Consider the following 23668-nt stretch of genomic DNA (forward strand, 5'->3'; position numbering starts at 1 on the left):
GCGAGCCCATGCGGGCGTCGGATCCCGTGATTCGACCGACAGGATCTAGGATCCAGACTCATGAGCACCCCGCTAGTCACCGACAACCTCGCACCGGAACTGGCCGAGCCCGTCCTCGCGATGGCCGAGGCCGCGCGCGCCGCCGACGGAGTCGCCGCCCTGTCCGAGCACACCCTGCTGCGGATCCGGCACGGAGCGCCCTCCGGCAGCAGCCGCTTCCACGTGGTCACCGAAGGCGGCCGGGTCGTGGGCTTCGCTTTCGTGGAACGGGTCGAGGGCGAGCCCGACTCTGGTGAGGTCGTGGTAGACCCCGCGCACCGGCGCGGCGGTCACGGCTCCGCGCTGCTGCGTTCGGTCCGCGACGACGCCGGGCCCGACGGGGTGCGGGTCTGGGCGCACGGGCGCACGCCCGGAGCGGTCTCGCTGGCGACGGCCGACGGGTGGGTCCCCGCCCGGGAGCTGCACAAGATGCGGATGCCCCTGCGCGACCTGGGCCCCGAGGTGCCCGGCGGCCCGTGGACCGCGCCCGGGCTGCCCGAACCCGCGCTGCGGCCCGATGTCGCCGAGAAGGTCCGCATCCGCCCGTTCGTGGTGGGCCAGGACGAGCAGGCGTGGCTGGAGGCGAACACGCGCGCCTTCGCCGACCACCCCGAGCAGGGCGGACTGACCCTGGACGACCTGCTCCAACGGGAGGTCGAGGACTGGTTCGACCCGCGGGGCTTCTTCGTGGCCGCCACCAACAGCGGTTCGATCGCCGCCTACCACTGGACCAAGACACACGCCGACGGCGCGAGGCTCAGCGACGACGAGCCCGTGGGCGAGGTCTACGTGGTGGGTGTGGACCCCGCCTGGCAGGGCACCGGGCTGGGCCGCGCCCTGACTTTGGCCGGGCTGGTCCACCTGCGTGACGCCGGGCTGCCCTGGGTCCACCTGTACGTGGACGGCGACAACGAGGCGGCGGTGCGCCTCTACGAGTCCCTCGGCTTCTCCATGTGGGACACGGACGTGATGTTCGCTCCGGGCGACGGTCGGGGCTGACCCCCGCGACAAGCCGCCGCGCTCCGCTCCCGGCGAACCGTCACCGTCGCCGAGGGGCCCTTCGGGCGCTGGCCTGAGGTTCCTCTGAAGTGCGGCTTGTCACATTCACCGTCCGAACCCCTTTGCGCCACGGTGGTGCGACATCACGTTCATCTCCCGTTCACCTTCTCTGGGACAACTGGTCACCTCCTGCGCCTACCTTCACATTCGGCGCGGTTTGGCTGTTGTCCGCGCGTAGACCGTGACACGGCGGTCATCCACCGTGCGGCTCACCGCCGTCCCGCGCCGGACGCGGACCGATCGACCAGCCCCGCAACCTTTTTCCGAACCGGAGAATCCATGACGACCACGGACGCGCCCAAGGCGGCACCACCGCCCGCGGGCAAGCGCCGGATCGGCGATGTCGTTTTCGCCGGGCTCGCCCGAGGCTCGGGCATCCTGATCCTGATCATCCTCGCCGGCGTGGCGGCGTTTCTTCTGGTTCAGGCCTGGCCATCACTGCTGGCCAACGACGCGAACTTCCTGACCACCCAGTCGTGGAACGCCAACGTGCGGGACAACCCGTCGTTCGGTGTGGCCGCGCTGGCCTTCGGAACGGTCCTGGCCGCGGGGATCGCGCTCCTGCTCGCCACCCCGGTGGCGATCGGCATCGCGCTGTTCATCGTCTACTACGCGCCCCGGCGGCTCGCCACGACGCTCGGCTACCTGGTCGACCTGCTCGCCGCCATCCCCAGCGTGGTCTACGGCCTCTGGGGCATGATGGTCCTGGCCCCGCAGCTGGTCCCGGTCTACGAGGGCATGACGGACTACCTCGGCTGGATCCCGCTCTTCTCGGGCCCCGCCTCCACCTCCGCCCGGACCCTGCTCACCGCGGGCATCGTCCTGGCCGTCATGATCCTGCCGATCATCACCGCGATGTCCCGCGACGTGTTCCACCAGGTCCCGCAGGGCCACCGCGAGGCCGCGCTCGCCATGGGCGCCACCCGCTGGGAGATGATCCGGCTCGCCGTCCTGCCCTTCGGCAAGTCCGGGATCGTCGGCGGCGCCATGCTCGGCATGGGCCGCGCGCTGGGCGAGACCATGGCGGTCGCCATGATCCTCTCCCCCTCCCTGGCGATCTCCTTCAACCTGCTGCAGAGCGGTAACCAGACCATCGCCGCGCACATCGCGCTCCAGTACCCCGAGGCCACCGGCTACGGCGTCTCCGCGCTGATCGCCGCCGGTCTGGTGCTGTTCGCGATCACCCTTGCCGTCAACATGGGCGCCCGCTACGTCGTGGCACGGGGCAACAAGGAGTCCGCATGAGCATGACGACCACGCAGCCTCCCGTCCCCGGCCCCGAGACGGGTTCGGCCGAGAACAACCTGACCTCCGGCGCCCTGCCCAACCGCTTCCCGCTGGTCCTGCTGGTCGCCAGCGGCATGGTGGTCGCGGGTGTGCTGGCCGCCTTCTCCTCCTTCGGTGTGGTCCTGTGGGCCCTGCTGACCGGCGTCGCCTACACGGTGATCCTCGTGACCGCCTCGGTGCGGATCGAGGGCCGCCGCAAGGCCACGGACCGTCTGGTCACCGCGCTGGTCTACTCGGCGTTCCTGCTGGCGATGGCCCCGCTGGTGTCGCTGCTGTACACGGTGGCCGGCTACGGCATCGACCGCTTCGACTGGTACTTCCTGACCGTGTCGATGAACGGCGTCCTGCCGAGCATGGACGCGGGCGGCGTCTACCACGCGATCGTCGGCACCCTGGCGATCACCGGCATGGCCACGCTCATCTCGGTGCCGATCGGCGTGCTCACCGCCGTCTACCTGGTCGAGTACGCCCAGGGGCGGCTGAAGAAGGTCATCACGTTCTTCGTGGACGTCATGACGGGCATCCCCTCCATCGTCGCCGGCCTGTTCGTGGTGGCGCTGTGGATGATGCTGTTCGGCCCGGGCAACACCAACGGCGCGGCGGGCGCGATCTCCCTGGCCGTACTGATGATCCCGGTCGTGGTCCGCTCCAGCGAGGAGATGCTGCGCCTGGTTCCCCGCGATCTGCGCGAGGCCTCCTACGCCCTGGGCGTGCCCAAGTGGCGCACGATCACCAAGGTGGTGCTTCCCACCTCCGCCGCCGGGCTGACCACCGGAATCATGCTCGCCATCGCACGCGTTATCGGAGAGACGGCGCCGCTGGTCCTGACCGCGGGATCGTCGGCCGTGTCCATCAACTGGAACCTGTTCGACGGTCAGATGATGAGCCTGCCGGTGTTCATCTACTCGCAGTTCCGCATGGGTGGGACCGTCAACTACGAGAGGGCCTGGGCAGCCGCGCTGACACTGGTCCTGACGGTCATGCTGCTGTTCATCCTGGCCCGCGTGATCGGCCGCCTCTTCGCACCCAAGTCCCGCTAACACGAGGAACACCCTGTGGCGAAACGAATCGACGTCTCCGGACTGCACGTCTACTACAGCGACTTCCTCGCGGTCGAGGACGTGTCCATGACCATCGAACCCCGCTCGGTGACGGCGTTCATCGGCTCCTCCGGCTGCGGCAAGTCGACCTTCCTGCGCACCCTCAACCGGATGCACGAGGTCACCCCCGGCGCCCGCGCCGAGGGCAAGGTCCTCCTCGACGACCTCGACATCTACGGCCGCGAGGTCGACCCGGTGATGGTCCGCAGCGAGATCGGCATGGTCTTCCAGAAGGCCAACCCGTTCCCCACGATGTCCATCTACGACAACGTGATCGCCGGGGCCAGGCTCAACAACAAGCGGATGAGCAAGTCCGAGGCGGACGAGCTGGTCGAGGAGTCTCTGCGCGGCGCCAACCTCTGGGAAGAGGTCAAGGACCGCCTGAACAAGCCCGGCTCGGGCCTGTCCGGCGGCCAGCAGCAGCGCCTGTGCATCGCCCGAGCCACGGCGGTCAAGCCGTCCGTCCTGCTGATGGACGAACCCTGCTCCGCGCTGGACCCCATCTCGACCCTGGCGATCGAGGACCTCATTCACAAGCTGAAGGAGGACTACACGATCGTGATCGTCACCCACAACATGCAGCAGGCCGCCCGTGTCTCCGACCGGACCGCCTTCTTCAACCTCTCGGCCCCGGGCAAGCCCGGCAAGCTGATCGAGATGGGCGACACCAACCAGATCTTCACCCGCCCGGAGAAGAAGGAGACGGAGAACTACATCACCGGACGCTTCGGGTAGGTCGAACCTCCGTCGCAGTTCCGCGCTTTCCCGAGGGGGTCCCGTCGAGGGCCCCCTTCTGCGTTGGAGGGCATGAGCCGGCTCAGAGTCCGCCCGACGGTCTGGGCGTCGACCGATACCGAGCAGTAGTGACACCTGCTCCGGTTTCCTGAAACAGCTCACATGGCCACACCTCGACTTGTGGCCTCGATGCCATCTCCTGGGGCAGAGTCGAGCCAGAGGCGGAACCATGAGCATCTCGGACCGTGTGACGCCTGCCGAACTCAGAGCCTCTGAACGCTTCAGCCGACCTGAGGTCCAGGAGGCCTACGAGCAGACGCGGCTGCGGTTCGAGTTGGGGGAGGCGGTCAGGCTGCGTCGGGAGGAGCTGGGCTGGTCGCAGGCGGAGCTGGGGCGCCGGTGCGGCATGCCGCAGTCCAGCATCGCCAGGTTCGAGCACGGTGGGACGCAGCCGACGCTGACGACGCTGGAACGACTGGCCGATGCGTTGGGGCTGGTGCTGAACGTGCGGCTGGAGTCCCCGAACACGGCCTGAGCGAACCGTTCGTCAGAAGGCCTGCGGTCTACTCGGCCTCGCCCCTGCGTGCAGCGCAGGTTAGACAGCCGGGACCAGGGCTGGTAGACACACGGTGCCCGGGATCCGGGCTCTTGGCCCGCCCCGTGAAAGGACTCACCGATGACCACTCCCCTGGTGATCGACACCGACACCGCGCAGGACGACTGCGTGGCGCTGTTGGTGGGGCTCCTGGATCCCGCGGCCGACCTGCGGGCGATCACGATGGTCGCCGGGAACGTGGGGTTCGACCAGCAGGTCCGCAACGCCTTCATGACGCTGAACGTCGCGGGCGGGCGCTCCGAGGTGCCCGTGTACCTCGGCTGCCGCCGGCCGCTCGTCCGCGAGTGGGTGAGCGCCGAGAACGTGCACGGGGACGGCTCCGGCGGGCTCCGGATGGACCAGGACGGTCTGGATCCGAGCGGTGAGCACGCGGTGGACGCCCTGGTGCGGATGGCCGCCCAGAGCCCCGGCGAGCTGTCGGTCGTGGCCATCGGTCCGCTCACCAACATCGCGGCCGCCGTGGTGAAGGACCCCGGTTTCGCGGGCAACGTGAAGACGCTGTACGTCATGGGCGGCTCGAACAACGGGCGCGGCAACATCACGGCCGCGGCGGAGTTCAACTTCTACGTCGACCCCGAGGCGGCCAAGGCGGTGTTCGCCGCCGGGTTCGACATCACGGTGGTGCCCTGGGACCCGCTCACGCTGCGGCAGGCCGTGTTCGGCCAGGAGAAGCTGGACCGGATCGCCGCGCTGGACACCCCGCTGGCCCGGTTCTTCACGAGGATCTGCGGCCCGACGCTGGAGTTCGACCGCAGCGTCGGCATCGACGGCACCACCCACCCCGACTCGCTCACCGCCGCGGTACTGCTCCACCCCGAGCTGGTGCGTGCGGCCTCGCCCTACCACGTGGACGTGGAGACCGCCGGGGAGCTGACCCGCGGCTACTCCGCGATGTCCTGGGGCGTCCACGGGTTGGAGCCCAACGCCCGCGTGGTCGAGGAGATCGACGCTGAGGGGTTCTTCGAGTACGTCCTGGAACTCCTGTCCCGCGAAACCGAGCCGCCGAGGGCCGTCAGCGGTCTGTGAAGCGCGGGAGCCCGGTTACTCGACGAGGGTGATGGTGCCCTGGGCCGCGGCCACGAGTCTTTCGGCGCCCTCGGAGTCGATCATGACGAGGTCGCAGCGGCAGACGGCCCGGCGGCGGGTGGACTCCAGGACGTGGGCGCGGGCGTTGAGCAGGACGCCCTTGCCGGGGCGCAGGTACTCGATGGAGAAGCCGCTGGTGAGTACTGAGGCGCCCAGGACGCTGCCGCCCGCGAAGGTGAGCGCGTTGTCCGCCGCGTAGGAGAGCACCCCGCCGTGCAGGAACCCGTTCTGCTGGAGGAGGTCGTCGCGCACGTCGACCTCCAGGACGGCTCTGCGGGGCTCGAAGACGGTGACCCTGGCCTCGACCAGCTTGCTGAAAGGTTGGGCGTCCAGGACGAGGTTGGCGAGCTCGGGGGTGATCTCTTGGGCCACGGGGTTCCTCCTCCGGTCGGTACCGCCACCCTAGGACCTGTTTCGGTTGCTTCCCGGGCCAGGTTCGTCCAGCTCCGGCCACTTGACCCAAATGTGGTGTTTTGTCACCTAACGTCCCTCTTAGTGGAGGGGGAAGATCGTGCGTAGTACCACGGCGGCCTCAGCGGCCGCGATCCTGCTCGTCGTTCCCGGGTGCGCCTGTGGGCCGACGTTCATCTCGCCGAGCGGCGACGGACAACAGACCACCGAGGACCCCGGGTCCTCCGGTGACGACTCCGGTTCAGGAGGAGGTTCCGGGGGCGGTGGAGGTTCCGGGGGCGGTGGTGGCTCCGGCGGCGGAGGCGGCAGCGGAGGCGGCAGCGGTTCCGGTGGTGACGGTGGAGGTTCCGGCGGGTCCGGAGGTGGTGGAGGCTCCGGGGGTGACGGGGGTTCCGGCGGCGACGGCGGTTCGGGGACGGACGGCGACACGGAGGGTCCGGTTCAGGAGGACGACCCGGCCGCACCGGCGGCGGACGGCGCTGACGGGGAAGACGGCGCGGAGGGAGAGGACGGGGCTGACGGGCAGGACGGCACGGATGGTACTGACGAGGGTGAGCCTACGGACGAGCCCGTGCTGTTGGGGCTGGGCGAGAGCCACCGGTTCGAGGACGGCTTCACCGTGACCATGGGTCCCGTGGACCGCCGCACCGATCCGCCTCTGCTCGACGAGTCCACCACCGACGCCGAGGACGGAGCCGAGGAGGACGCCGACCCCGCCGACGACCTCGAGGACGAATGGGACGACGAGGGCGACGAGGAGCCCGGGGACATCGACGGCGAGGACCTCTGGGAGGACGAGGCCCTGGAGGAGGACCCCGTCGAGGAGTCGGAGGACGACGAGCCCGCTCCCGAAGAGGACGAGCCCGTGCTGGAGGACGAGGGTGAGGACCCCGCCGAGGACGACCCGGTCGAGGACGAGCCGGAGGACGACCCGGTGGACGAAGAGGCCGCCGACGAAGAGCCCGACGAAGATGAGCCCGAGGAGGAAGACGAGGACGAGGGCGACGACTACTACGCGTGGACCGTCGAACTCTCCAACGGCGGTGACGCTGAGGTCCACACCGGTTCGATCTTCACCGAGTGCTCCGTCGGCACGCCCCTGACGCTGTCCTCCGCCCCGTTGCTGGGCGAGGCGCTCAACCCGCCGATGACCCTGGCCCCCGACGAGGAGGGCTCCTGGGACGCGGACTGCTGGGCCGACGAGGACGGCGATCCCGCCCTCCAGTGGACTCTGGAGTTCGTGGACGAGCAGGGCGAGCGCCTCTACCCGGTCCTCGTCTTCGAGGGGCAGGCGCCCTGACCCGCACAGCCCGAACACACGGGCCCCCGAACCCGGCGGGACCGCCCCCGACGCACGCGGCCCCGCCCCCGGGTTCAGGCTTGGTCAGGGGACTTCCGCGGCCTCCGAGCCGTAGGGCACGGCGCGCACCAGGCTGACCGTCAGCATCCGGCCGCTCGGCGCCTTGTAGGTGCGCTCCTCCCCCTGGACCGCCCCGATCAGCGCCTGCCCCAGCGGGGACTCGGGCGAGCAGACCGGGATCTCGTCGGCGTCCGCGCGGTCGCGCACGCCCAGCAGGAAGGTCTCGGGATCGGGGTCGGCGCCGTAGCGGACCGTGACGATCATGCCGGGCTCGGCGACGCCGTCGTCCGGCGGGGCCTCGCCGATGACCGCGTCCTTGAGGATCTCCTGGATGCGGTTGACCCGGGCCTCGCGGGCGTCCTTGTCCTCGATGACGGGGAAGGCGTGCGCCTCCCGGGTCTCGGCGTCGGCGGTGCCGGTGAGGACGGCCAGTTCGGCGGTGAGCCGCTGGTGGGTCCCCGGGGTCAGCCAGGTGCGGTTGGGCATGCTCTCTCCTTGTACGAAAGTGCGCCCCGCCGGGGTTCGGCGGGGCGCGGACGGTACCTGTGGGGACGGGCGTCAGCGGGTGGGGTCCATGGGGCGCAGGGCCGGGGGCAGGGAGCCGGTGGCGATCGCACGGGCGAGCAGGCGGCCGGTGATCGGGCCGTGGGTCAGGCCCCACATCCCGTGTCCGCCCGCCACGTACAGTCCCGGGATCCGGGTGGGGCCGACCAGGGGCAGGCCGTCCGAGGTGACGGGTCTGGAGCCCACCCACTCGTCGGTGCGCCGGTTCAGGTCCACGCCGTCCAGGTAGGGCGAGGCCGAGTCGGTGATCGCCCGGATCCGCTCACCGCGCGGGGGCGCGTCGATGTCGCGGAACTCCATGGTTCCGGCGACCCTCATCCCCTCGCCATGCGGTGTGCAGGCCACCCGCACCTCGGGCAGGTAGACCGGCCCCGGCACGGGCCGCTCGGTGGGAACCATGAAGCTGTAGCCGCGGCCGGCCCGCAGCGGGACGTTGACGCCCCAGGGGCGGGCCTGGCGGCCGAGCCAGGCCCCCGTGGCGGCCACGACCGCGTCCGCGGACTCCGTCTCGCCGTGGGACGAGCGCAGCCGGAACCCGCCGTCGCGGGCCTCCACCCCGGTCACCCGGAACTTCTCCACCACGCTCCCGCCGCGCTCGCGGACGGCGTCCGCGAGGGCGTGCGTGAACAGGCCGGGGTTGACGTGGCTCTGGCCGTCGATCCGTACCCCCGCCCGGACCGCCTGCGAGGCGAGCGGAACTTCGGCCCTGGACGCGTCGCCCTCCAGCGCGGAGTAGGTCAGCGGCAGCCCCGCCTCACGGGCGGTGTCCAGCTCCATGAGCAGCCGGGCCGCGTGCTTCTCGGCGGTGAAGAGCGCCGTGATCGGGGAGGACTCGACCTTGGCGGACACCCCGCTCTCGGTGAGCTCCTGGAAGGCGTCCAGACAGGCCGAGCTGAGCGGGACGTTGCCGCGCAGCGCCCGCTCCCAGGCGGACTGGCGGCTGTTCAGGGCGAACGACGCCAGGAAGTACAGGAGCCCGGTGTCCGTGGTCGGCGGTACGGACAGCGGGGCCAACGGGTCGAGCATCGCCCGGATGCCGTTGCCGAGCACCCCAGGCTCGTTCAGCGGGATGGCCAGACCGGGTGAGATCCAGCCCGCGTTGCCCCAGGACGAGCCCGAGGCCACCGTGTCGCGTTCGACCACGGTGACGCCGACCCCGTACTTCTGGAGGAACCAGGCGGTCGAGAGGCCGACGATCCCGGCCCCCACCACGATGACGGTACGCGGTGCGCCCGCGCCCTTCCCGGACATGGCGAGTTCTCCTGTGCGTGCTCGACGACGGGTACGGTGCCGCACCCGACCAGAGTCTCTCCCGGAAGCGTGCGCCACCCTTTGTCCTGAGCGAACAATCTCGGCATACGCTGTTGCCCGGTAATGACAAAGCGAGCAGGCCGGCCCGCCAACGCGAACGGGCCGACCACGCAGCTGGGGGGTGTGGTCTCGATGGTGTTGCTGGACCGGTTGGTCACCATCCTGGGCACGTACGGAACCCGGCTGGTGGGTTCCCGGCCGGCCCCGGACACGGTGTTGCGCGGGGTGGCCGTGCACGATCCCGCCGACCCCGGGCCGGAGGAGGCGGACGTCCTCCTCGCCGTGGGCGTGCAGGACCCGTTGACGGCGGTGGAACTGGCCGAGCGCTCCCGGTCCCTGGCCGTGGTGGTGCGGACCGCGCGGGAGGGCGGGGTGGACCCGCACGGGGAGGCCGCGGCGGGTGCGCGGCGGGCGGGTATCGCGCTGCTGGCGGTGGACCCGTCGGTGTCCTGGGGCCAGGTCGCCGGGGTGGTCTACGGGCTGGTGCTGGAGGGCGGCGAGACCGAGGCGGGCCGGGGTCCGGCGGACCTGCCCGCACTGGCGGACACGATCGCCGCACGGGTCGGCGGTCCGGTGACCATCGAGGATCCGCGGCTGCGCGTGCTGGCCTACTCAGGCCGCCAGACCGAGGCCGACCGGGCCCGCTGGGACACCATCCTGGGGCGCGGGGTCCCCGAGGCGCTCCAGCACCGTCTGGAGGCCACCGGGGTCATCGCGCACCTGGCCGCCTCCGCCGAACCGGTGTTCCTGCCACCGGAGCCGGAGCTCGGCATGGGCGGGCGCACGGCGGTGGCGGTAAGGGTCGGCCGGGAGTTCCTGGGCTCGCTCTGGGCGGTCTGCGACGGACCGCTGGACGCCGAACGCTCGGCTCTGCTGGCCGAGGGCGCCCGCACGGTCGCCCTGCACCTGCTGCGCACACGGGTCAGTGCGGACCTGGAGCGCCAGGTGGAAGCCGACCTGGTGAGCCGACTGCTGGAAGGGGCGATGGACCCCACCGAGGCCGCCGGGCGCCTGGGCCTGGCCGCGACCCCGCACCGGGTGGTCGCCCTCCAGGCGCACACCCCCGACGAACGCCACTCGGCCACGCTCATGGCCTTCGAGCGGGCGACCACCGGTTTCGGCTGGTCACGTCCGGGGCGGAGCACGGTGTTCGGCAGTACCGTCTACACGGTCCTGCCCTGCGGCGCCGACCCCTCCCCCGCCCGGGAGTGGGTGGCCCAGACCACGCGAACACTGCCCGGGCACGTGGTGGTCAACGCGGGGATCGGCGCGCCCGCGGACCTGGCCGGGCTCTCGGCCAGCCGCCGGGAGGCCGACGAGAGCCTCACCCTGCACGCCGCCCGCCCGGAGGCGGCCGCGGTGGCCTACGACGAGTCCTGGGACGACGTGCTCATCCACCGCCTGCGGATGGCCTCGGCCTCCGGCCGCCGTCCCGCCGACGGCCCGGTCGCCGTCCTCGCCCGGCACGACGCCGAGCACGGCACCCGCTACACGTCGACCCTGCGCGCCTGGCTCCGGGCCCAGGGCGACCCGAACGCGGCCGCGGCTGAGCTGGGGGTGCACCCGAACACCGTCCGGCACCGGATGCGCAGGATGGCCGAGGTGACCCCGCTCGGCCTGGACCAGCCGAGCATGCGGCTGGCCCTGGCCATCGCCCTGGAGGCCTACGACCAGGGCTAACCCCAGGGGGTGTTCTTTTCCGTTCGTTCGCCGGGGAGGGTGCTGCAAGAGGAGTCAAGCCGCTAGCGAGGAACGAGCGTCAGGCGTAGACGACGATGAAGCATCCCTCCGCAAAGGCGGAGAACACGCGCCGAAGCGCAGCGGAGGCGCAAAGCAAGCAGAGCCTCAGCTGTTCTTGACGACGATGGTCTCCACCGTGTTGGCGACGTGCTCGAAGGCGTCGGCGGCGGCCTCCAGCTCCTCGATGACGTCCTTGAGCTTGAGCACGGTCAGCGCTTCGTACTCGCCGCTGAACAGCTTCGCGAGCAGCTTGCGGTAGATGCGGTCGGCCTGGTTCTCCAGCTGGTTGATCTCGATCCAGTAGCGGGTGAGGTCCTTCATGGACCGCAGCCGCGGCATGGCCTCGGCGGTCAGCTCGGCGGCTCTTTCGAGCACCTCGATCTGGTCGATGATGCCCTTGGGCAGCCGCTCCAGCCCGTACAGGTTGATGAGGTCGACGGCGGCTTCCATGGAGTCCATGACGTCGTCGAGGTTGGAGGCGAGGCGGTAGATGTCCTCGCGGTGCAGCGGGGGAGCCGAGCTCTTGTTGAGTCGGCGCATGATCGCGTGGGTGGCGTCGTCACCGGCGTGCTCGCAGGCACGCATCTTCTCGGTGATGGCTTCCCTGTCGGCCCCGTCACTCATCAGCTCCACCAGCAGGCGGGCCCCGATGACCAGGTTGTTCGCCGAATCGGTGAACATCTCGTAGTAGCTGTCATCACGCGGGCGCAAGCGCAGGCGCACGTCGTATCTCCCGATGGTGCGGTGGTCTTCCTTGGTGGATGTTAAGGGCGCTGATCAGCTGGTTCAGCGCGACAGTGCGGGGCGTCCACGTCCCGGCCCCGTGCGGGGGAGGCGGATCCGGGTGCGGTCACCCCTCGTTCATCTGTCTGTGTCGACGCGTGGAACGCCATGTGCGCGGGTCCCCTCGCGATCCTCCCCATCTCGGACGACACCGGGACGGTTCGGGACGCTACCGTCTCCCGCTCTCCCTGGCCAGCGGAACGCTGAGACAGGAATCACCCCATCGATCGGAGACCGGCGGACAGCACCACCCGTATTGCCTGATGTCCACCTTCGGGCTATCGGTCCGCAATGGCAAGTATCCCCTTCGTTAACCGGCCCGATGATCCCCGCTCCATCGACCGCCACCACGGCGGATCCGGTTCGGACGTCCTTCCGTCGGCCTCCCGTCCTAGGATCTCCTGCATGCCTTCCGCCCTGACCCCCAGCGCCGTGCGACGGCTGCGCACCGCTCTGGACGAACAGCTCTCCGCCCTGGGCGAACCCGCCTTCACGGGTACCGACGAGGAGGCCGTGGCCGCCTGCGCACAAGCGGTCCTACGTGCGGACGAGCCCCTGCGCCCCGCGATGAAGGCCGCTGTGCGGTGCAGCCTGGCGGTCCTGGCCGACCGGGTCCCCGGGCGCGGCCTGGAGGTCCGGGTGCCGCCCTACGGCGCGGTCCAGGTGATCGAGGGACCCTCGCACACCCGCGGCACCCCGCCCGGGGTCGTGGAGACCGATCCCCTCACCTGGCTGCGGTTGGCCGTCGGGCGGAGCAGCTGGGAGGACGCGGTCGGAGAGCACAGCGTGCGGGCGAGCGGGGTGCGCTCCGACCTGTCCCGGCACCTGCCCCTGTGGCCGGACGGACAGCGGGGCTGACCACCCGACGAACGACCCGTCCGGCAACCGGACCAGGGCCTCTTGGACCCCGCGTGGCACCCCGCTGTCGGCCAGCGGCTAAGCTGTGGCTGTGTCGTACTCCGACGGCCGGCTCTCCATGGACCTCGATCCGCTCGAACGCGGCCCGCAGGACGCCTGCGGCGTTTTCGGGGTCTGGGCACCCGGCGAAGAAGTCAGCAAGCTCACCTACTTCGGTCTCTACGCGCTCCAGCACCGCGGGCAGGAATCCGCGGGCATCGCCACAAGCGATGGGGAGCGGATCGTCGTCTACAAGGACATGGGACTCGTGTCCCAGGTCTTCAACGAGGCGACGCTCGACTCCCTGGGAGGCCACCTCGCGATCGGTCATTGCCGTTACTCCACCACCGGTTCACCGGTGTGGGAGAACGCCCAGCCGACCTTCTACACCGCGCGTGAGGGGGGTCTGGCCCTCGGCCACAACGGCAACCTGATCAACACGCCCGAACTGGCCGCGATGCTGCCCGACCAGCGCCGCGGTGCCACCACGGACACCGAGGTCCTCACCAACCTCCTCGCGGACCGGGCCCACCAGGGCCAGTCCCTCGAGGATGCGGCGGTGGAGCTCCTCCCCAAGGTCCGCGGTGCGTTCTCCCTGGTCTTCATGGACGAGAACACCCTCTACGCCGCGCGCGACCCGCAGGGCATCCGCCCGTTCGTGCTCGGCCGTCTGGGTGAGACCTCCGGTTCCGGGGGCTGGGTGGTCGCCAGTGAGACCGCCGCCCTGGACATCGTGGGTGCCAAGGTCGTCCGCGAGATCGAGCCGGGTGAACTCCTGGTGATCGACGGCGACGGGGTCCGCTCCCGCCGGTTCGCGCCGACCGCCCGCAAGGGCTGCCTGTTCGAGTACGTCTACCTGGCGCGCCCGGACACCACCATCAACGGGCGCAACGTGAACTCCACCCGCGTGGAGGTCGGCCGCCGCCTGGCCAAGGAACACCCGGTCGAGGCCGACCTGGTGATCCCGGTTCCCGAGTCCGGCACACCCGCCGCGGTGGGTTACGCCGAGGCCAGCGGCATTCCGTTCGCCCAGGGCCTGGTGAAGAACTCCTACGTGGGGCGCACCTTCATCCAGCCCAGCCAGACCCTGCGCCAGCTGGGCATCCGGCTCAAGCTGAACCCGCTGCGCGAGGTCATCGAGGGCCGGCGCCTGGTGGTCGTGGACGACTCGATCGTGCGCGGCAACACCCAGCGCGCGCTGGTGCGCATGCTCCGCGACGCGGGCGCCGCCGAGGTGCACGTCCGCATCTCCAGCCCGCCCGTGCTGTGGCCCTGCTACTACGGCATCGACTTCGCGACCCGCGCCGAGCTCATCGCCGCGAACCTGTCGACGGAGGAGATCGCCGAGTCGGTCAACGCGGACTCGCTGGCGTACGTGGACCTGGAGGAGCTCATCGCCGCCTCCGAGCAGCCCAAGAACGAGCTGTGCCGCGCCTGCTTCGACGGGGTGTACCCGTTGGAGGTCGACGCCGACTCCCAGGGCAAGTACCTGCTGGAGAAGGCCTGCGGCACCCCTGAGGGCTCCACGCTGGCCACCAGCCACAAGTAACCGTCGCGGCGGGCGGCCTGCCGCCCGCCGCGTCCGGCAGGCCCCTTCCCGGACCCTTCCCTGTCGGATCCCCGGTGTGTCCTGGAACAGGGCCGCCGGTTCCCGCATCCGCGGACTCGCACAACACATCGAACACGAGGAGAACTCGCGTGGCAGCCGACAGCACAGGGGCGACGGGCGCGTACGCGGCCGCGGGCGTCGACATCGCCGCCGGTGAGCGCGCCGTCGACCTGATGAAGCGTCACGTCGCGCGGACCCACCGCCCGGAGCAGGTCACCGACGCCAGCGGCTTCGCCGGTCTGTTCCGCCTGGACACCGCCAAGTACAAGGACCCGGTACTGGCCACCTCCACGGACGGCGTCGGCACCAAGGTCATGCTCGCCCAGCAGATGGACAAGCACGACACCATCGGGATCGACCTGGTCGGTATGGTCGTCGACGACCTGGTGGTCAGCGGCGCCGAACCCCTCTTCATGACCGACTACATCGCGACCGGTGCCGTGGTGCCCGAGCGGATCGCGGAGATCGTCGGCGGCATCGCCGAGGGCTGCCACCAGGCGGGCTGCGCCCTCATCGGCGGCGAGACCGCCGAGCACCCGGGCGCGATGGCCCCCGAGGAGTACGACCTGGCGGGGGCCGGCACGGGCGTGGTCGAGGGTGACGCCATCCTGGGCCCGGACCGGGTGCGCGCGGGCGACGTCGTCATCGCGATGGAGGCCTCCGGTCCGCACTCCAACGGCTACTCGCTGGTCCGGCACATCGTGGACAGGGCAGACCTGGACCTGCTCGCGGAGGTCCCGGAGCTGGGCGGGGTGCTGGGCGAGGTGCTGCTCACACCCACCCGCGTGTACGCCAAGGACTGTGTGGCGCTGACCGCCGAGGTCGAGGTGCACGCCTACTCGCACATCACCGGCGGCGGGCTCGCCGCGAACCTGTCCCGGTCGCTGCCGGAAGGGCTGGACGCCGAACTGGACCGCTCCACCTGGGCTCCGCTGCCGGTCTTCGGCTACCTGGCCGAGAAGGGCGGGGTCAGCCGCGAGGACATGGAGGCCACGTTCAACATGGGCGTGGGCATGGTGGCGATCGTGGCCGCGGACGACGCCGAGCGCGCGCTGGGCGTGCTCGCCGACCGCGGGCTCCAGGCATGGCGCCTGGGCGTGGTGAAGGACGGTTCCGGTCGGGCCGTGCTGGACGGCGAGTACCGCAACGCGTAAGGCGGCGGTGGATCCGCGCCCGGAAGGGCGCGAACATAGCCGGTGCGAACCACCTGAGTGGTTCGCACCGGCTATATCCACCTGTCCGCGACGACCCCCGGTGGGGAGCCGTAACCGCTACAGGTCAGCGGTTGTTGTCCGAGCGACCCGAAAGACTCGGCCGGGTCCGACGACTACTTGTCGGACTCCGAGTACTTGTCGGCAAGATCCGCGTAGCGGTCGACCAGGTCATCCTGAGGTTCCGTGTAGGAATCGTCCGGACCCGACGGCCCGGAGGGAGACCCCTCGTCCTCAGCGACACCCAGCTCCGACCGCAGCCGCTCAAGGTCGGTCCCACCGGAGCTGTACTTGAGCTTCCGGGCGACCTTCTGCTGCTTGGCCTTGGCTCGGCCGCGCCCCATTGGCTCGACCCCCTCAACGATTGGGTTCCGACGAACCCCAGATCACTTACTAACCCGCACTACCAGGCTGACGGCCGTCAAACGCGACTGACGACAGGCGCCAGCTTACGTACACATACAACCGTACCTGGTCGGACCCCACCGTGCCTACGCCACCCGGGTGTGACGGATGTGGCGTGCCCGCGGAACCCCTTCCCGCCAGGGACTTCTCACGGTGAGTGCCTGACGGAACGATCTGTGCCACGATGCGATCGTGCTGCCCTACACCGCCTATCTCCGCGTCTACCAGCCGATCACGGCGTTCTCGCCTCGTGACCGTCGGCACTGGAAGAGGTACGCGGAGTCCGAGGATCGCCCCAAACGGGTGAACGCCCTGGCTACCGAGCACGCCCAGAGCCTGGGCAGAGCGATCACCACCCCGCCGGTGATCGCCCCCGCCGAGGAGAGCGGGGACGCCTACCTGCGCCGGGTGAACGAGCATCTGTACGTCTGCCCGTGGCAGACCCGCCTGCGCTCCTGGCGGGCCTTCGACGAGTTCTCGGCTGCCACGCCGCAGCCGCTGGTGGAGGCGTTCGTCCCCGCGCGGGAGGCCGAGCGGGCCGAGACCGGTTACCGGCAGTGGCGCGACTCCGGAGCCCAGACGGAGCCGGGCATCCTGTCGAGCAACTGGACGATCCCCGTCCCGTGGTTCATTCCGTTCGAACCCCAGGAGCGCTGCCTGGTCCTGTCGACCGGCTCCACCAGGACCCTGCTGTACCTGACCAGGACCGCGCAGGCCCGGCGGCGCCTCGAACACACCGTGGCGGTACTGCGCGAGCGCATCGGAGAGCACGCGGTGTCGACCTCGACCGAGCGGCTCGTGGAGTGGCTGGAGACGGCCGCGCACCCCGACTCCCTCCTCGAACTGGACTACGGGGGCCTGCCGCACCTGCTGAGCGACGACCAACTGAGCGAGGACCACTCGGTGGCCGAGGTAGCCGAGGCCGTGGAGGCGCTCGCCGAGGGCGACAGCACCCGCATGACGGAGCTCCGCAAGAGGCTCGTCCGCCGGTGGAGGTCGGTGCGCGCCCTTGAGCACGCCAACTGACAGTCATGGGGCTCCCAGGGTTTCATGGACACCCACCCGCCGAATGTCGTCATACAGCAACCAAAGCAGGGCCGCGCCACGCCGTGGGCGAACCTGGTACACCAGGTTTCTCGTCTACACGAAACCGTCTTTTCGCACGTGACGACAGTGCACACCCCCACCGGACCGGGGCGCGACATCAAGCATCGTGAAACTGGGCATAACGCCCGATACGGATCGTCGTACACTGTAGCGAGCCGGTCACCGATTGCACTCTGAGTAACCAGGAAACCCCTGCCACGCCGAGGATGCGCGTGGCCCGAGCCACCCGCCGCAACGGACCCGCACCCAGCGCGCCACCACACCCCACCTCTCTTCACACTGCGGCTGACCAGGGCTTGCGCCCTCCTCCCCCAGACCCGCCCTCCGGGTTTCGGTCAGCCTCGCCGTAGCACTTCGGGCCCTCCGGATCGAGAAAAACGAGGCCCGAGAACGAAGTTTTGACCGAATACGCCACATGCCACTAAACGTGTCGCTAGAATCACTTAGCGTGACGCGGCCACGGGCGGCTTTCAATGGCCTCCCACGTGCAAAGTTGCTTGGAGTGGTCGCGCAATCACCTCGGGTGATGCCAATATGGACCTAGTGGGACTATTGGACATCCGGGCCAAGTGCCAGGAATAAGGCTCAAGGATCGGCACACAGATCCAGGAGGAGAGGCCGTACACATGTCAACTCGCACGCCCGAGGCGGAGCCCCTGTTGACCCCCGCCGAGGTTGCCACCATGTTCCGTGTGGACCCCAAGACCGTGACACGCTGGGCCAAGGCGGGCAAGCTGACCTCGATCCGCACCTTGGGCGGCCACCGCCGCTACCGCGAGACTGAGGTCCGCGCCCTGTTGGCCGGAATCCCCAGCCAGCGTACGGAGTGATCTCCCCGGTCTGTGCCGATTCCGGGGGGAACGGCCGGACGCGCTCCGGCTACTGACGAGATTTCCAGGGCGGGCCACCCAGACCGGGGTGGCCCGCCCTCCCCTTGTGCCGAAAACCCTTCCCGTGGATCGGATCAGTCCTCGATCTGGTCGTCCATGGCGGTGGTGCGCTTGCGGGCCAGGAAGGTCGCCGCGGCGCCGCCGCCGACCGCCACCACAGCGGCCGTGACCAGCGCGACGAGGGAGCTGCCCGTGGTGGCCAGGCGCGTGCTCGGGGCCGCGGTCTCCCGCTGCCCCTCCCCGCGCTCGCCCTCACCCGGCGCGGTCGCCGCGATGTGCGTGGAGCCGATCGCCCAGGAGTCCGCGAAGTGCACGGCGAAGCCGTGGTCGAGTTCGGGGTCGCCGACCTGGACCCACACGGTGAGCGAGGAACGGACCCCTTCGCCCTCCCATTCCTCGTTCTCGTCGTCGAAGTCGTGTTCGTTGGCCAGGAAGCGGATACTGACCGGCACCTCGGCCGCCGTCTCGCCCTGAACGTCGAGGACCTCCAGGGTGCTCTCGGCCAGGTGGTCACCGTCGAACCCCACCACGGGCTCACCGAAGGCGGTCAGTTCCCCGTACTCGAAGGACGCCTCGGTCGCGCCGTCGTAGGCCGCGGCCGCGCTGGTCCGCACGTCCGTGAGGGTGAACTCGACCGCGTTCCCGTCGGTGGAGACGGTCTCGGAGTCGTCCTCCCCCAGGAGGACGACGTCCTCATCACCGGGCGAGGCACTGGGGCTTTCCGAGGGATCCTGGAAGGGGGTGCTCGGGGCGGGCTCCTCCGCCCGCTGGGACTCCCGCTCCCCGGGATCGTCCTCGGAGGGGTCGTCGTGTGCCTCGTCGGCCCGCTCCGGCCCGTTCACCTCGTCCGGTCCGCCGTCCCCTTCGGGCTTCTCCGCGGGTGAGTCCTCGGTCCCCTCAGCGGCCTCATGGGCGGCGTCATCGGCGGCGTCGACCATGCCGAGGTCGATCAGGCCGTCCACACCGATCCGGACCGACGCCCGCTCGACCACCGCTTCCGAGAGCGCTCCCTTGCTGTTGACCAGGGTGCGGCTCTCGCCTTTGACCTGGGAGTACTCGGCGAGAGGGCCGAAAACCAGGTCCGCCACAGCCTCGTCCTCGGTCTCCCCGCCGAAGCTGATCGCGGTGGAGTGTCCCGTGACGAGGTCTCCGTCACCGACCCAGGCCTGGGCGTTGGACCAGACCAGCTGGTCGGCCGAGGCGGGGAGCGCGGACGCGGCACCGAGCGCGCCCAGCGCGACGAAGAGGGTGCCGCCCGCCAGGAGACGGCGTGCGGAAAGTTCGGCGGGAGTCACCACAACACTCCTGTTGTATCTGGGGGATGCCCGGCTCTGGGGCCGGTCCCGTCCCGTCACTGACACGGCGGAGCGGGGTGTTCTGGCCGACCTGGCTGGCCGGGAGCGGTGTTCCGGGGCGGGTGGGGCCCGTGGCCCTTCCACCCCGGTCGAAGTACTGGTTCGGTGTGGAGTGCCGCGTGCGGGGCGTTCCACACGGCGAGCCTAGCCGCTTGGTCACAAAACGGAAACCGTCCCTGCCGCGCCGAAGCGGCGGCCGGAAGGCGGCGCACCTGAAGCACGAGCGGGGCCCCGGGGAAGTTCCCCCGGGGCCCCGCGAACGATCAGCTGAACGCCGGCCGGTGTCTACCGGCTACCGACTAGTTGTCGGTCTCGTTGAACTCCTCGTTGTTCTTCTTCTTGCGACGCGCCAGGTAGGCGGCGGCGCCACCACCGGCGGTGATCGCGGCACCCGCGGCGATCAGACCGAGCACGGGGCTGCCGGTCTGCGCCAGATCGGCCTCCTTCGGGTCCGGCTTGGGGACGTTGTCCTCGGAGCGGTTCGGCGGGGTCTTGTCATCTCCACCGCTGTCACCGCCGTTGTCGCCGCCGTCGTCGCCGCCGTGCACGCCCGTGGTGATGCCGGCCATGCTCTCCGCGACCGGGAAGCCGGAGACGTACTCGCCGTCGATGGCGAAGTTCAGGGTCAGGAACGTGTAGGCGTCGTCCCACTCGAACCCGGAGTCGGTGTTCTGCTCCTCGCCGCCGAAGGCGGCCAGGACGACGTCGACGGTCACGTTCTCACCGTCGAGCTCGGCCTGGAAACGGCCCAGGTGCTCCGAGTCGCCGATTTCGGGCGTGGACTCGTGCGTGACGTCACCGTCCCAGGTCTGGGTGGTGGTGACACTGCCGGTGAAGGTGTCCTCGAAGACGATGGTGTCCGCGCCGTCGGTGAGAACAGTGTTGTTCACGTCCAGCTCGATGACACCGGAAGCGCTGTCCTGCAGCTCCTCGTCGTCGGTGTCGCCTTCACCACCGGTGTCGTCGCCGGTGCCGTCGTCGCCCTCACCGTCGGTGTCGTCGCCCTCACCGCCCTCACCGTCGGTGTCGTCGTCACCTTCACCGTCGCTGTCGTCGCCGGTGCCGTCGTCGCCCTCACCGTCGCTGTCGTCGCCGGTGCCGTCGTCGCCCTCACCGTCGGTGTCGTCGCCCTCACCGCCCTCACCGTCGGTGTCGTCGTCACCTTCACCGTCACCAGCCTCGACGCTGAGGACGTCCTCGAGGTCGCCCTCGGTGAGAACGATCCGGCCGCTCTCGACGACCGCGCCAGCCTGCGCGCCGTTGTCGTCGACCAGGACGCTGGTGGTACCGGAGACGTTCAGCCAGCTGCCGACGCTGGCGTCGAAGGTGCCGCTCTCGGACTGCTGCTGGGTGATCTGCGATTCCAGGCGGTCCTGGCCGCCCGCGGCCGAGGCTGACGCCCAGCCGTAGGTCTCACCGTCGGCGTAAGCAGGAAGCGCGGCGGCGAGGCTGAGCGCGCCGAAAGCAGCGAAGGCGGCGCCGCCCTGGAAAACGCGACGCGCGGTGAATCTGGGGGTGCTCTTCAAGTCGAATCCTCATTCGGATGGTCCCGGTGCCACCTGAGTAGCCTCCGGGCCTGGTCACGCGATCCACCGCCGAACACGAGGGCGGACGGATGTCTCGGAACGCGGAATCACGAACCAGAGTCGGATGGGGCTGCGATGACGAGGGCGCAGAGAGGCCCTCTAACTGCAAAGACGGGGAAGAAGCACGGAGCGAGCCAGCCAGGGACAAGAGACCGACAGACCGTTGGGGTTGCTTCCCATTCCCTGACGGGACACTACATCCCAACAAAGATCAAATCACCACTTGGTGATCACAAATGGATCACAACACCCTCTTCGGCCCACTGCCCTCGCGCGGAATGACAAGCCCAGTATTTTTTCTCAACGCAGGTAAACCTTTATCAAGATCATGCGTCTTTAATAGATCCCGCTCATCAGCAAAGGTTTCTGTGATTGGCGACACCATCTCACCTGAACCCTTCTCTTGAAAGCAGCGGAACCCCTTTGTCCACTTCCGGACACCGGCTATGCACCCTTCGTGCGGCTCCGGAGTGGTAAGTCGGAGTCTGGCTCAGCGGCTAGGTTGTGAGGCATGCCCGACTCCGCACCGACAGGGCTCAGGAGCCGCACCACCCGCGCCCTGGCCCTGCTCTCACTCGCCGTCCTGTGGACCGCGGCCTGCACGTCACCGGCCGGCGGCGGCCCCGGCACCGATCCCACGGCGGCACCGCCGCTGCCCGGGCCCGAGGACGGCTCCGCCACGTCGGAGGAGGGCGGTGAGACCTCCATCGACGACGAGGCCGCCCCGCCCGGCGACGGCCCGCTCGGCGACCGGGTCGTGGTCATCGACCCCGGCCACAACGGTGGCAACGCCGCCGCCCCGAGCGAGATCAACGCCCTGGTGCCCGCCGGGAACAGCGAGAAGGCCTGTGACACCGTCGGCACCGAGAGCGCCAACGGCTACGCCGAGCACGAGTTCAACTGGGAGATGTCCCTGCTCGTCCAGGAACGGCTGGAGGCCGACGGCGCGACGGTGATCCTCACCCGGGAGGACAACAAGGGCGTGGGGCCCTGCATCAACGAGCGCGCCGAGATCGGCAACGAGAACGAGGCGGACGCCGCCCTGTCCATCCACGCCGACGGCGGCCCCGAGTCCGGCCGCGGCTTCCACGTCATCACCCCCGGGGAGATCCCCGATCTCACCGAGGAGATCGTGGAGCCCTCCGCGCTCCTGGCCGAGGACATCCGCCGCGAGTACCTCGAGGGCAGCGACGTCCCCTACGCCGACTACCTCGCCGAGGACGGCCTGGACGAGCGCACCGACCTGGGCGGGCTGAACCTGTCCACGGTGCCGAAGGTGTTCCTGGAGGCCGGGAACATGCGCAACCCCGAGGACGCCGAGCTCCTGGAGGATCCCGAGTGGCGCGAGCGGGCCGCGGACTCCATCGCCCGAGGAGTGGCCACCTACCTCCTGCGCAACTAAGGGGTGGGGCTCACCGCCAGGAAACCGCCTGACCGCCGGAGGAGGCCCCTGGAACGTCCGAGCGGTCTGACAGTGTCATCGCCATGAACCTTTCCTGGGACTTCGAGGTTGGCATCTTCAGCACGCTCTCGAACCGGATCGATCTCAAGATCGCCGACGGAGACGCGTCAGCGGACAGCGTCTGGAACATGCTCTCCAGTGTTCTCGAAAGCAAGATCGAAAATGACGAGCTCACCTCCGGGGAGGCTGCCAAGCTCCGAGACGACGTTCGCTCCCACATCCAGACCACCATCGACCGGCACCTACGCGACCAGCGCACGTGGACCACGCCCACCAGCAGGGAAAGACTGGTGAACGCCTTCCTCGAACTCGAGGACAACGGCATCCTGGCCCAGGACGGCGTGCACTGGACCGACAGCGAGGCGCGCGGCTCCATGCGGCACCAGGCCAGGACCCAGGAGGAGCACGGTGCCGAGCCCGCGGTCGGCATCGTGTACTTCACCCTCCAGTCGGCCCAGTACGCGGTGGGCGGCGGAAGTGTGATGCTCGGCTACGAAGGGTTCGACGACGCGGTGGTCGGCCAACGCGTCGTCGACACGCTCCGCGAGCACGACCTGGACGTCACCTGGAACGGCGACACCAGCGAGAAGATCGAGGTCGCCGTCGATTGGCGGCGCCGTCTTCCCGAGCCTGGCGCCGACGCGTCCGCACCCGGCCTGGTCGAGGTCGAGATCGAGGCGATGGGCACGTTGTGGGGTGACCACGTCATGCGCCCCGAGGTGGCGTTCGACATCGTGCAGCAGGGGCGCTGGCATCGGGAGTCGCGTGGCTGGTTGCGCGCCACGGTCCAGAGCGGGGGCTGTATCCAACTGGCGTGGAACAAGAACGAGCTGTCTCTGGACTCACCCAATGGCAAGCGGGTGGGCGAAGGTCTGGAAGACCCGTACTGGCACGTGACGCTGGACCAGGTCAAGCAGGCCCTGTGGGTCGTCGCCCATGAGGACCGTCGCCCCCTGGCCGAACTGGGGGAGCCCCTCGGCGACAAGATCTCCTGAACCGCTCGGGGGCACGGACACACGGAAGCGGGCCCAGGGGAACACTCCCCGGGGCCCGCT

The 23668-nt window shown here is 69.8% G+C and carries 23 protein-coding genes; 15 read left to right on the plus strand and 8 right to left on the minus strand.

The window, feature by feature from the left end; translation table 11 throughout:
• The first annotated feature begins 60 nt into the window (after window positions 1-60).
• The 6 genes from mshD to NE857_RS31970 all read left to right on the plus strand — a co-directional run bounded on the left by mshD (window position 61) and on the right by NE857_RS31970 (window position 5862).
• Complete coding sequence (gene mshD, locus NE857_RS31945; RefSeq protein ID WP_254418971.1) at window positions 61-1038, plus strand: mycothiol synthase; 978 nt, start codon at window positions 61-63, stop codon at window positions 1036-1038.
• Between the two features lie 339 nt (window positions 1039-1377).
• Entirely contained in the window at window positions 1378-2343 is a 966-nt protein-coding gene (gene pstC / locus NE857_RS31950; RefSeq protein WP_254418972.1) for a phosphate ABC transporter permease subunit PstC, read from the plus strand.
• Window positions 2340-3425, plus strand: a complete 1086-nt coding sequence (gene pstA / locus NE857_RS31955) for a phosphate ABC transporter permease PstA (RefSeq protein ID WP_254418973.1) — start codon at window positions 2340-2342, stop codon at window positions 3423-3425. Before pstC ends, pstA begins: the two co-directional genes overlap by 4 nt.
• Window positions 3426-3440: 15 nt before the next feature.
• A complete protein-coding gene (pstB, locus tag NE857_RS31960) occupies window positions 3441-4220 on the plus strand; it encodes a phosphate ABC transporter ATP-binding protein PstB (protein ID WP_017581378.1) in 780 nt (259 codons plus the stop codon).
• 229 nt (window positions 4221-4449) lie between these two features.
• On the plus strand, window positions 4450-4755 hold the full coding sequence (locus NE857_RS31965; RefSeq protein WP_254418974.1) for a helix-turn-helix domain-containing protein: 306 nt from the start codon (window positions 4450-4452) through the stop codon (window positions 4753-4755).
• A gap of 141 nt (window positions 4756-4896) precedes the next feature.
• Window positions 4897-5862 (plus strand): nucleoside hydrolase, encoded by a 966-nt coding sequence (locus NE857_RS31970; RefSeq protein ID WP_254418975.1) that lies wholly within the window; start codon window positions 4897-4899, stop codon window positions 5860-5862.
• A 15-nt stretch (window positions 5863-5877) separates the two neighbouring features.
• On the opposite strand, the gene NE857_RS31975 is transcribed toward NE857_RS31970, so the two are convergent.
• A complete protein-coding gene (locus NE857_RS31975; RefSeq protein WP_254418976.1) occupies window positions 5878-6294 on the minus strand; it encodes a PaaI family thioesterase in 417 nt (138 codons plus the stop codon).
• 280 nt (window positions 6295-6574) lie between these two features.
• Window positions 6575-6931 carry a hypothetical protein gene (locus NE857_RS31980; protein WP_254418977.1) on the minus strand — a complete coding sequence of 119 codons (357 nt, stop codon included), beginning with the start codon at window positions 6929-6931 and terminating at the stop codon, window positions 6575-6577.
• Here NE857_RS31980 and NE857_RS31985 point away from each other — a divergent pair.
• Window positions 6905-7633, plus strand: coding sequence for a nucleolar 14 family protein (locus NE857_RS31985; RefSeq protein ID WP_254418978.1), 729 nt, complete (start codon window positions 6905-6907; stop codon window positions 7631-7633). The genes NE857_RS31980 and NE857_RS31985 overlap by 27 nt on opposite strands.
• 84 nt (window positions 7634-7717) lie before the next feature.
• Here the strand turns inward: NE857_RS31985 and NE857_RS31990 are convergent, their stop codons facing one another.
• Window positions 7718-8179 carry a GreA/GreB family elongation factor gene (locus NE857_RS31990; RefSeq protein ID WP_254418979.1) on the minus strand — a complete coding sequence of 154 codons (462 nt, stop codon included), beginning with the start codon at window positions 8177-8179 and terminating at the stop codon, window positions 7718-7720.
• Between the two features lie 72 nt (window positions 8180-8251).
• Entirely contained in the window at window positions 8252-9508 is a 1257-nt protein-coding gene (locus tag NE857_RS31995) for an NAD(P)/FAD-dependent oxidoreductase (RefSeq protein ID WP_254418980.1), read from the minus strand.
• 192 nt (window positions 9509-9700) lie between these two features.
• Here NE857_RS31995 and NE857_RS32000 point away from each other — a divergent pair, with 192 nt between their 5' ends.
• Entirely contained in the window at window positions 9701-11248 is a 1548-nt protein-coding gene (locus tag NE857_RS32000; RefSeq protein WP_254418981.1) for a PucR family transcriptional regulator, read from the plus strand.
• A 165-nt stretch (window positions 11249-11413) separates the two neighbouring features.
• On the opposite strand, the gene NE857_RS32005 is transcribed toward NE857_RS32000, so the two are convergent.
• Entirely contained in the window at window positions 11414-12031 is a 618-nt protein-coding gene (locus NE857_RS32005) for a DUF47 domain-containing protein (protein ID WP_017581387.1), read from the minus strand.
• A 465-nt stretch (window positions 12032-12496) separates the two neighbouring features.
• Between NE857_RS32005 and NE857_RS32010 the strand changes: the two genes are divergently transcribed.
• From NE857_RS32010 to purM, 3 genes are all read left to right on the plus strand, one after another.
• Complete coding sequence (locus tag NE857_RS32010; RefSeq protein ID WP_254418982.1) at window positions 12497-12949, plus strand: sterol carrier family protein; 453 nt, start codon at window positions 12497-12499, stop codon at window positions 12947-12949.
• 91 nt (window positions 12950-13040) lie between these two features.
• Window positions 13041-14537 carry an amidophosphoribosyltransferase gene (gene purF, locus NE857_RS32015; RefSeq protein WP_254418983.1) on the plus strand — a complete coding sequence of 499 codons (1497 nt, stop codon included), beginning with the start codon at window positions 13041-13043 and terminating at the stop codon, window positions 14535-14537.
• A gap of 149 nt (window positions 14538-14686) precedes the next feature.
• Entirely contained in the window at window positions 14687-15751 is a 1065-nt protein-coding gene (gene purM, locus NE857_RS32020) for a phosphoribosylformylglycinamidine cyclo-ligase (protein WP_254418984.1), read from the plus strand.
• 173 nt (window positions 15752-15924) lie between these two features.
• Here the strand turns inward: purM and NE857_RS32025 are convergent, their stop codons facing one another.
• Entirely contained in the window at window positions 15925-16152 is a 228-nt protein-coding gene (locus NE857_RS32025) for a DUF3073 domain-containing protein (protein ID WP_017581391.1), read from the minus strand.
• A gap of 253 nt (window positions 16153-16405) precedes the next feature.
• Between NE857_RS32025 and NE857_RS32030 the strand changes: the two genes are divergently transcribed.
• Together NE857_RS32030 and bldC are read left to right on the plus strand one after the other, a co-directional pair.
• Window positions 16406-17239 carry a DUF8083 family protein gene (locus NE857_RS32030; protein ID WP_254418985.1) on the plus strand — a complete coding sequence of 278 codons (834 nt, stop codon included), beginning with the start codon at window positions 16406-16408 and terminating at the stop codon, window positions 17237-17239.
• 707 nt (window positions 17240-17946) lie between these two features.
• Window positions 17947-18150 (plus strand): developmental transcriptional regulator BldC, encoded by a 204-nt coding sequence (bldC, locus tag NE857_RS32035; protein WP_013155387.1) that lies wholly within the window; start codon window positions 17947-17949, stop codon window positions 18148-18150.
• Window positions 18151-18284: 134 nt separating this feature from the next.
• Here bldC and NE857_RS32040 read toward each other — a convergent pair whose 3' ends face one another.
• Both NE857_RS32040 and NE857_RS32045 read right to left on the minus strand, forming a co-directional pair.
• Window positions 18285-19505, minus strand: coding sequence for a hypothetical protein (locus tag NE857_RS32040; RefSeq protein ID WP_254418986.1), 1221 nt, complete (start codon window positions 19503-19505; stop codon window positions 18285-18287).
• A 359-nt stretch (window positions 19506-19864) separates the two neighbouring features.
• On the minus strand, window positions 19865-21091 hold the full coding sequence (locus NE857_RS32045) for an LPXTG cell wall anchor domain-containing protein (RefSeq protein WP_254418987.1): 1227 nt from the start codon (window positions 21089-21091) through the stop codon (window positions 19865-19867).
• Window positions 21092-21662: 571 nt separating this feature from the next.
• Here NE857_RS32045 and NE857_RS32050 point away from each other — a divergent pair.
• Together NE857_RS32050 and NE857_RS32055 are read left to right on the plus strand one after the other, a co-directional pair.
• On the plus strand, window positions 21663-22553 hold the full coding sequence (locus NE857_RS32050; RefSeq protein ID WP_254418988.1) for an N-acetylmuramoyl-L-alanine amidase: 891 nt from the start codon (window positions 21663-21665) through the stop codon (window positions 22551-22553).
• An 83-nt stretch (window positions 22554-22636) separates the two neighbouring features.
• Window positions 22637-23608, plus strand: coding sequence for a DUF6891 domain-containing protein (locus NE857_RS32055; protein WP_254418989.1), 972 nt, complete (start codon window positions 22637-22639; stop codon window positions 23606-23608).
• Window positions 23609-23668: the final 60 nt, after the last annotated feature.

It is taken from the genome of Nocardiopsis exhalans (assembly GCF_024134545.1).
Taxonomy (GTDB): domain Bacteria; phylum Actinomycetota; class Actinomycetes; order Streptosporangiales; family Streptosporangiaceae; genus Nocardiopsis; species Nocardiopsis exhalans.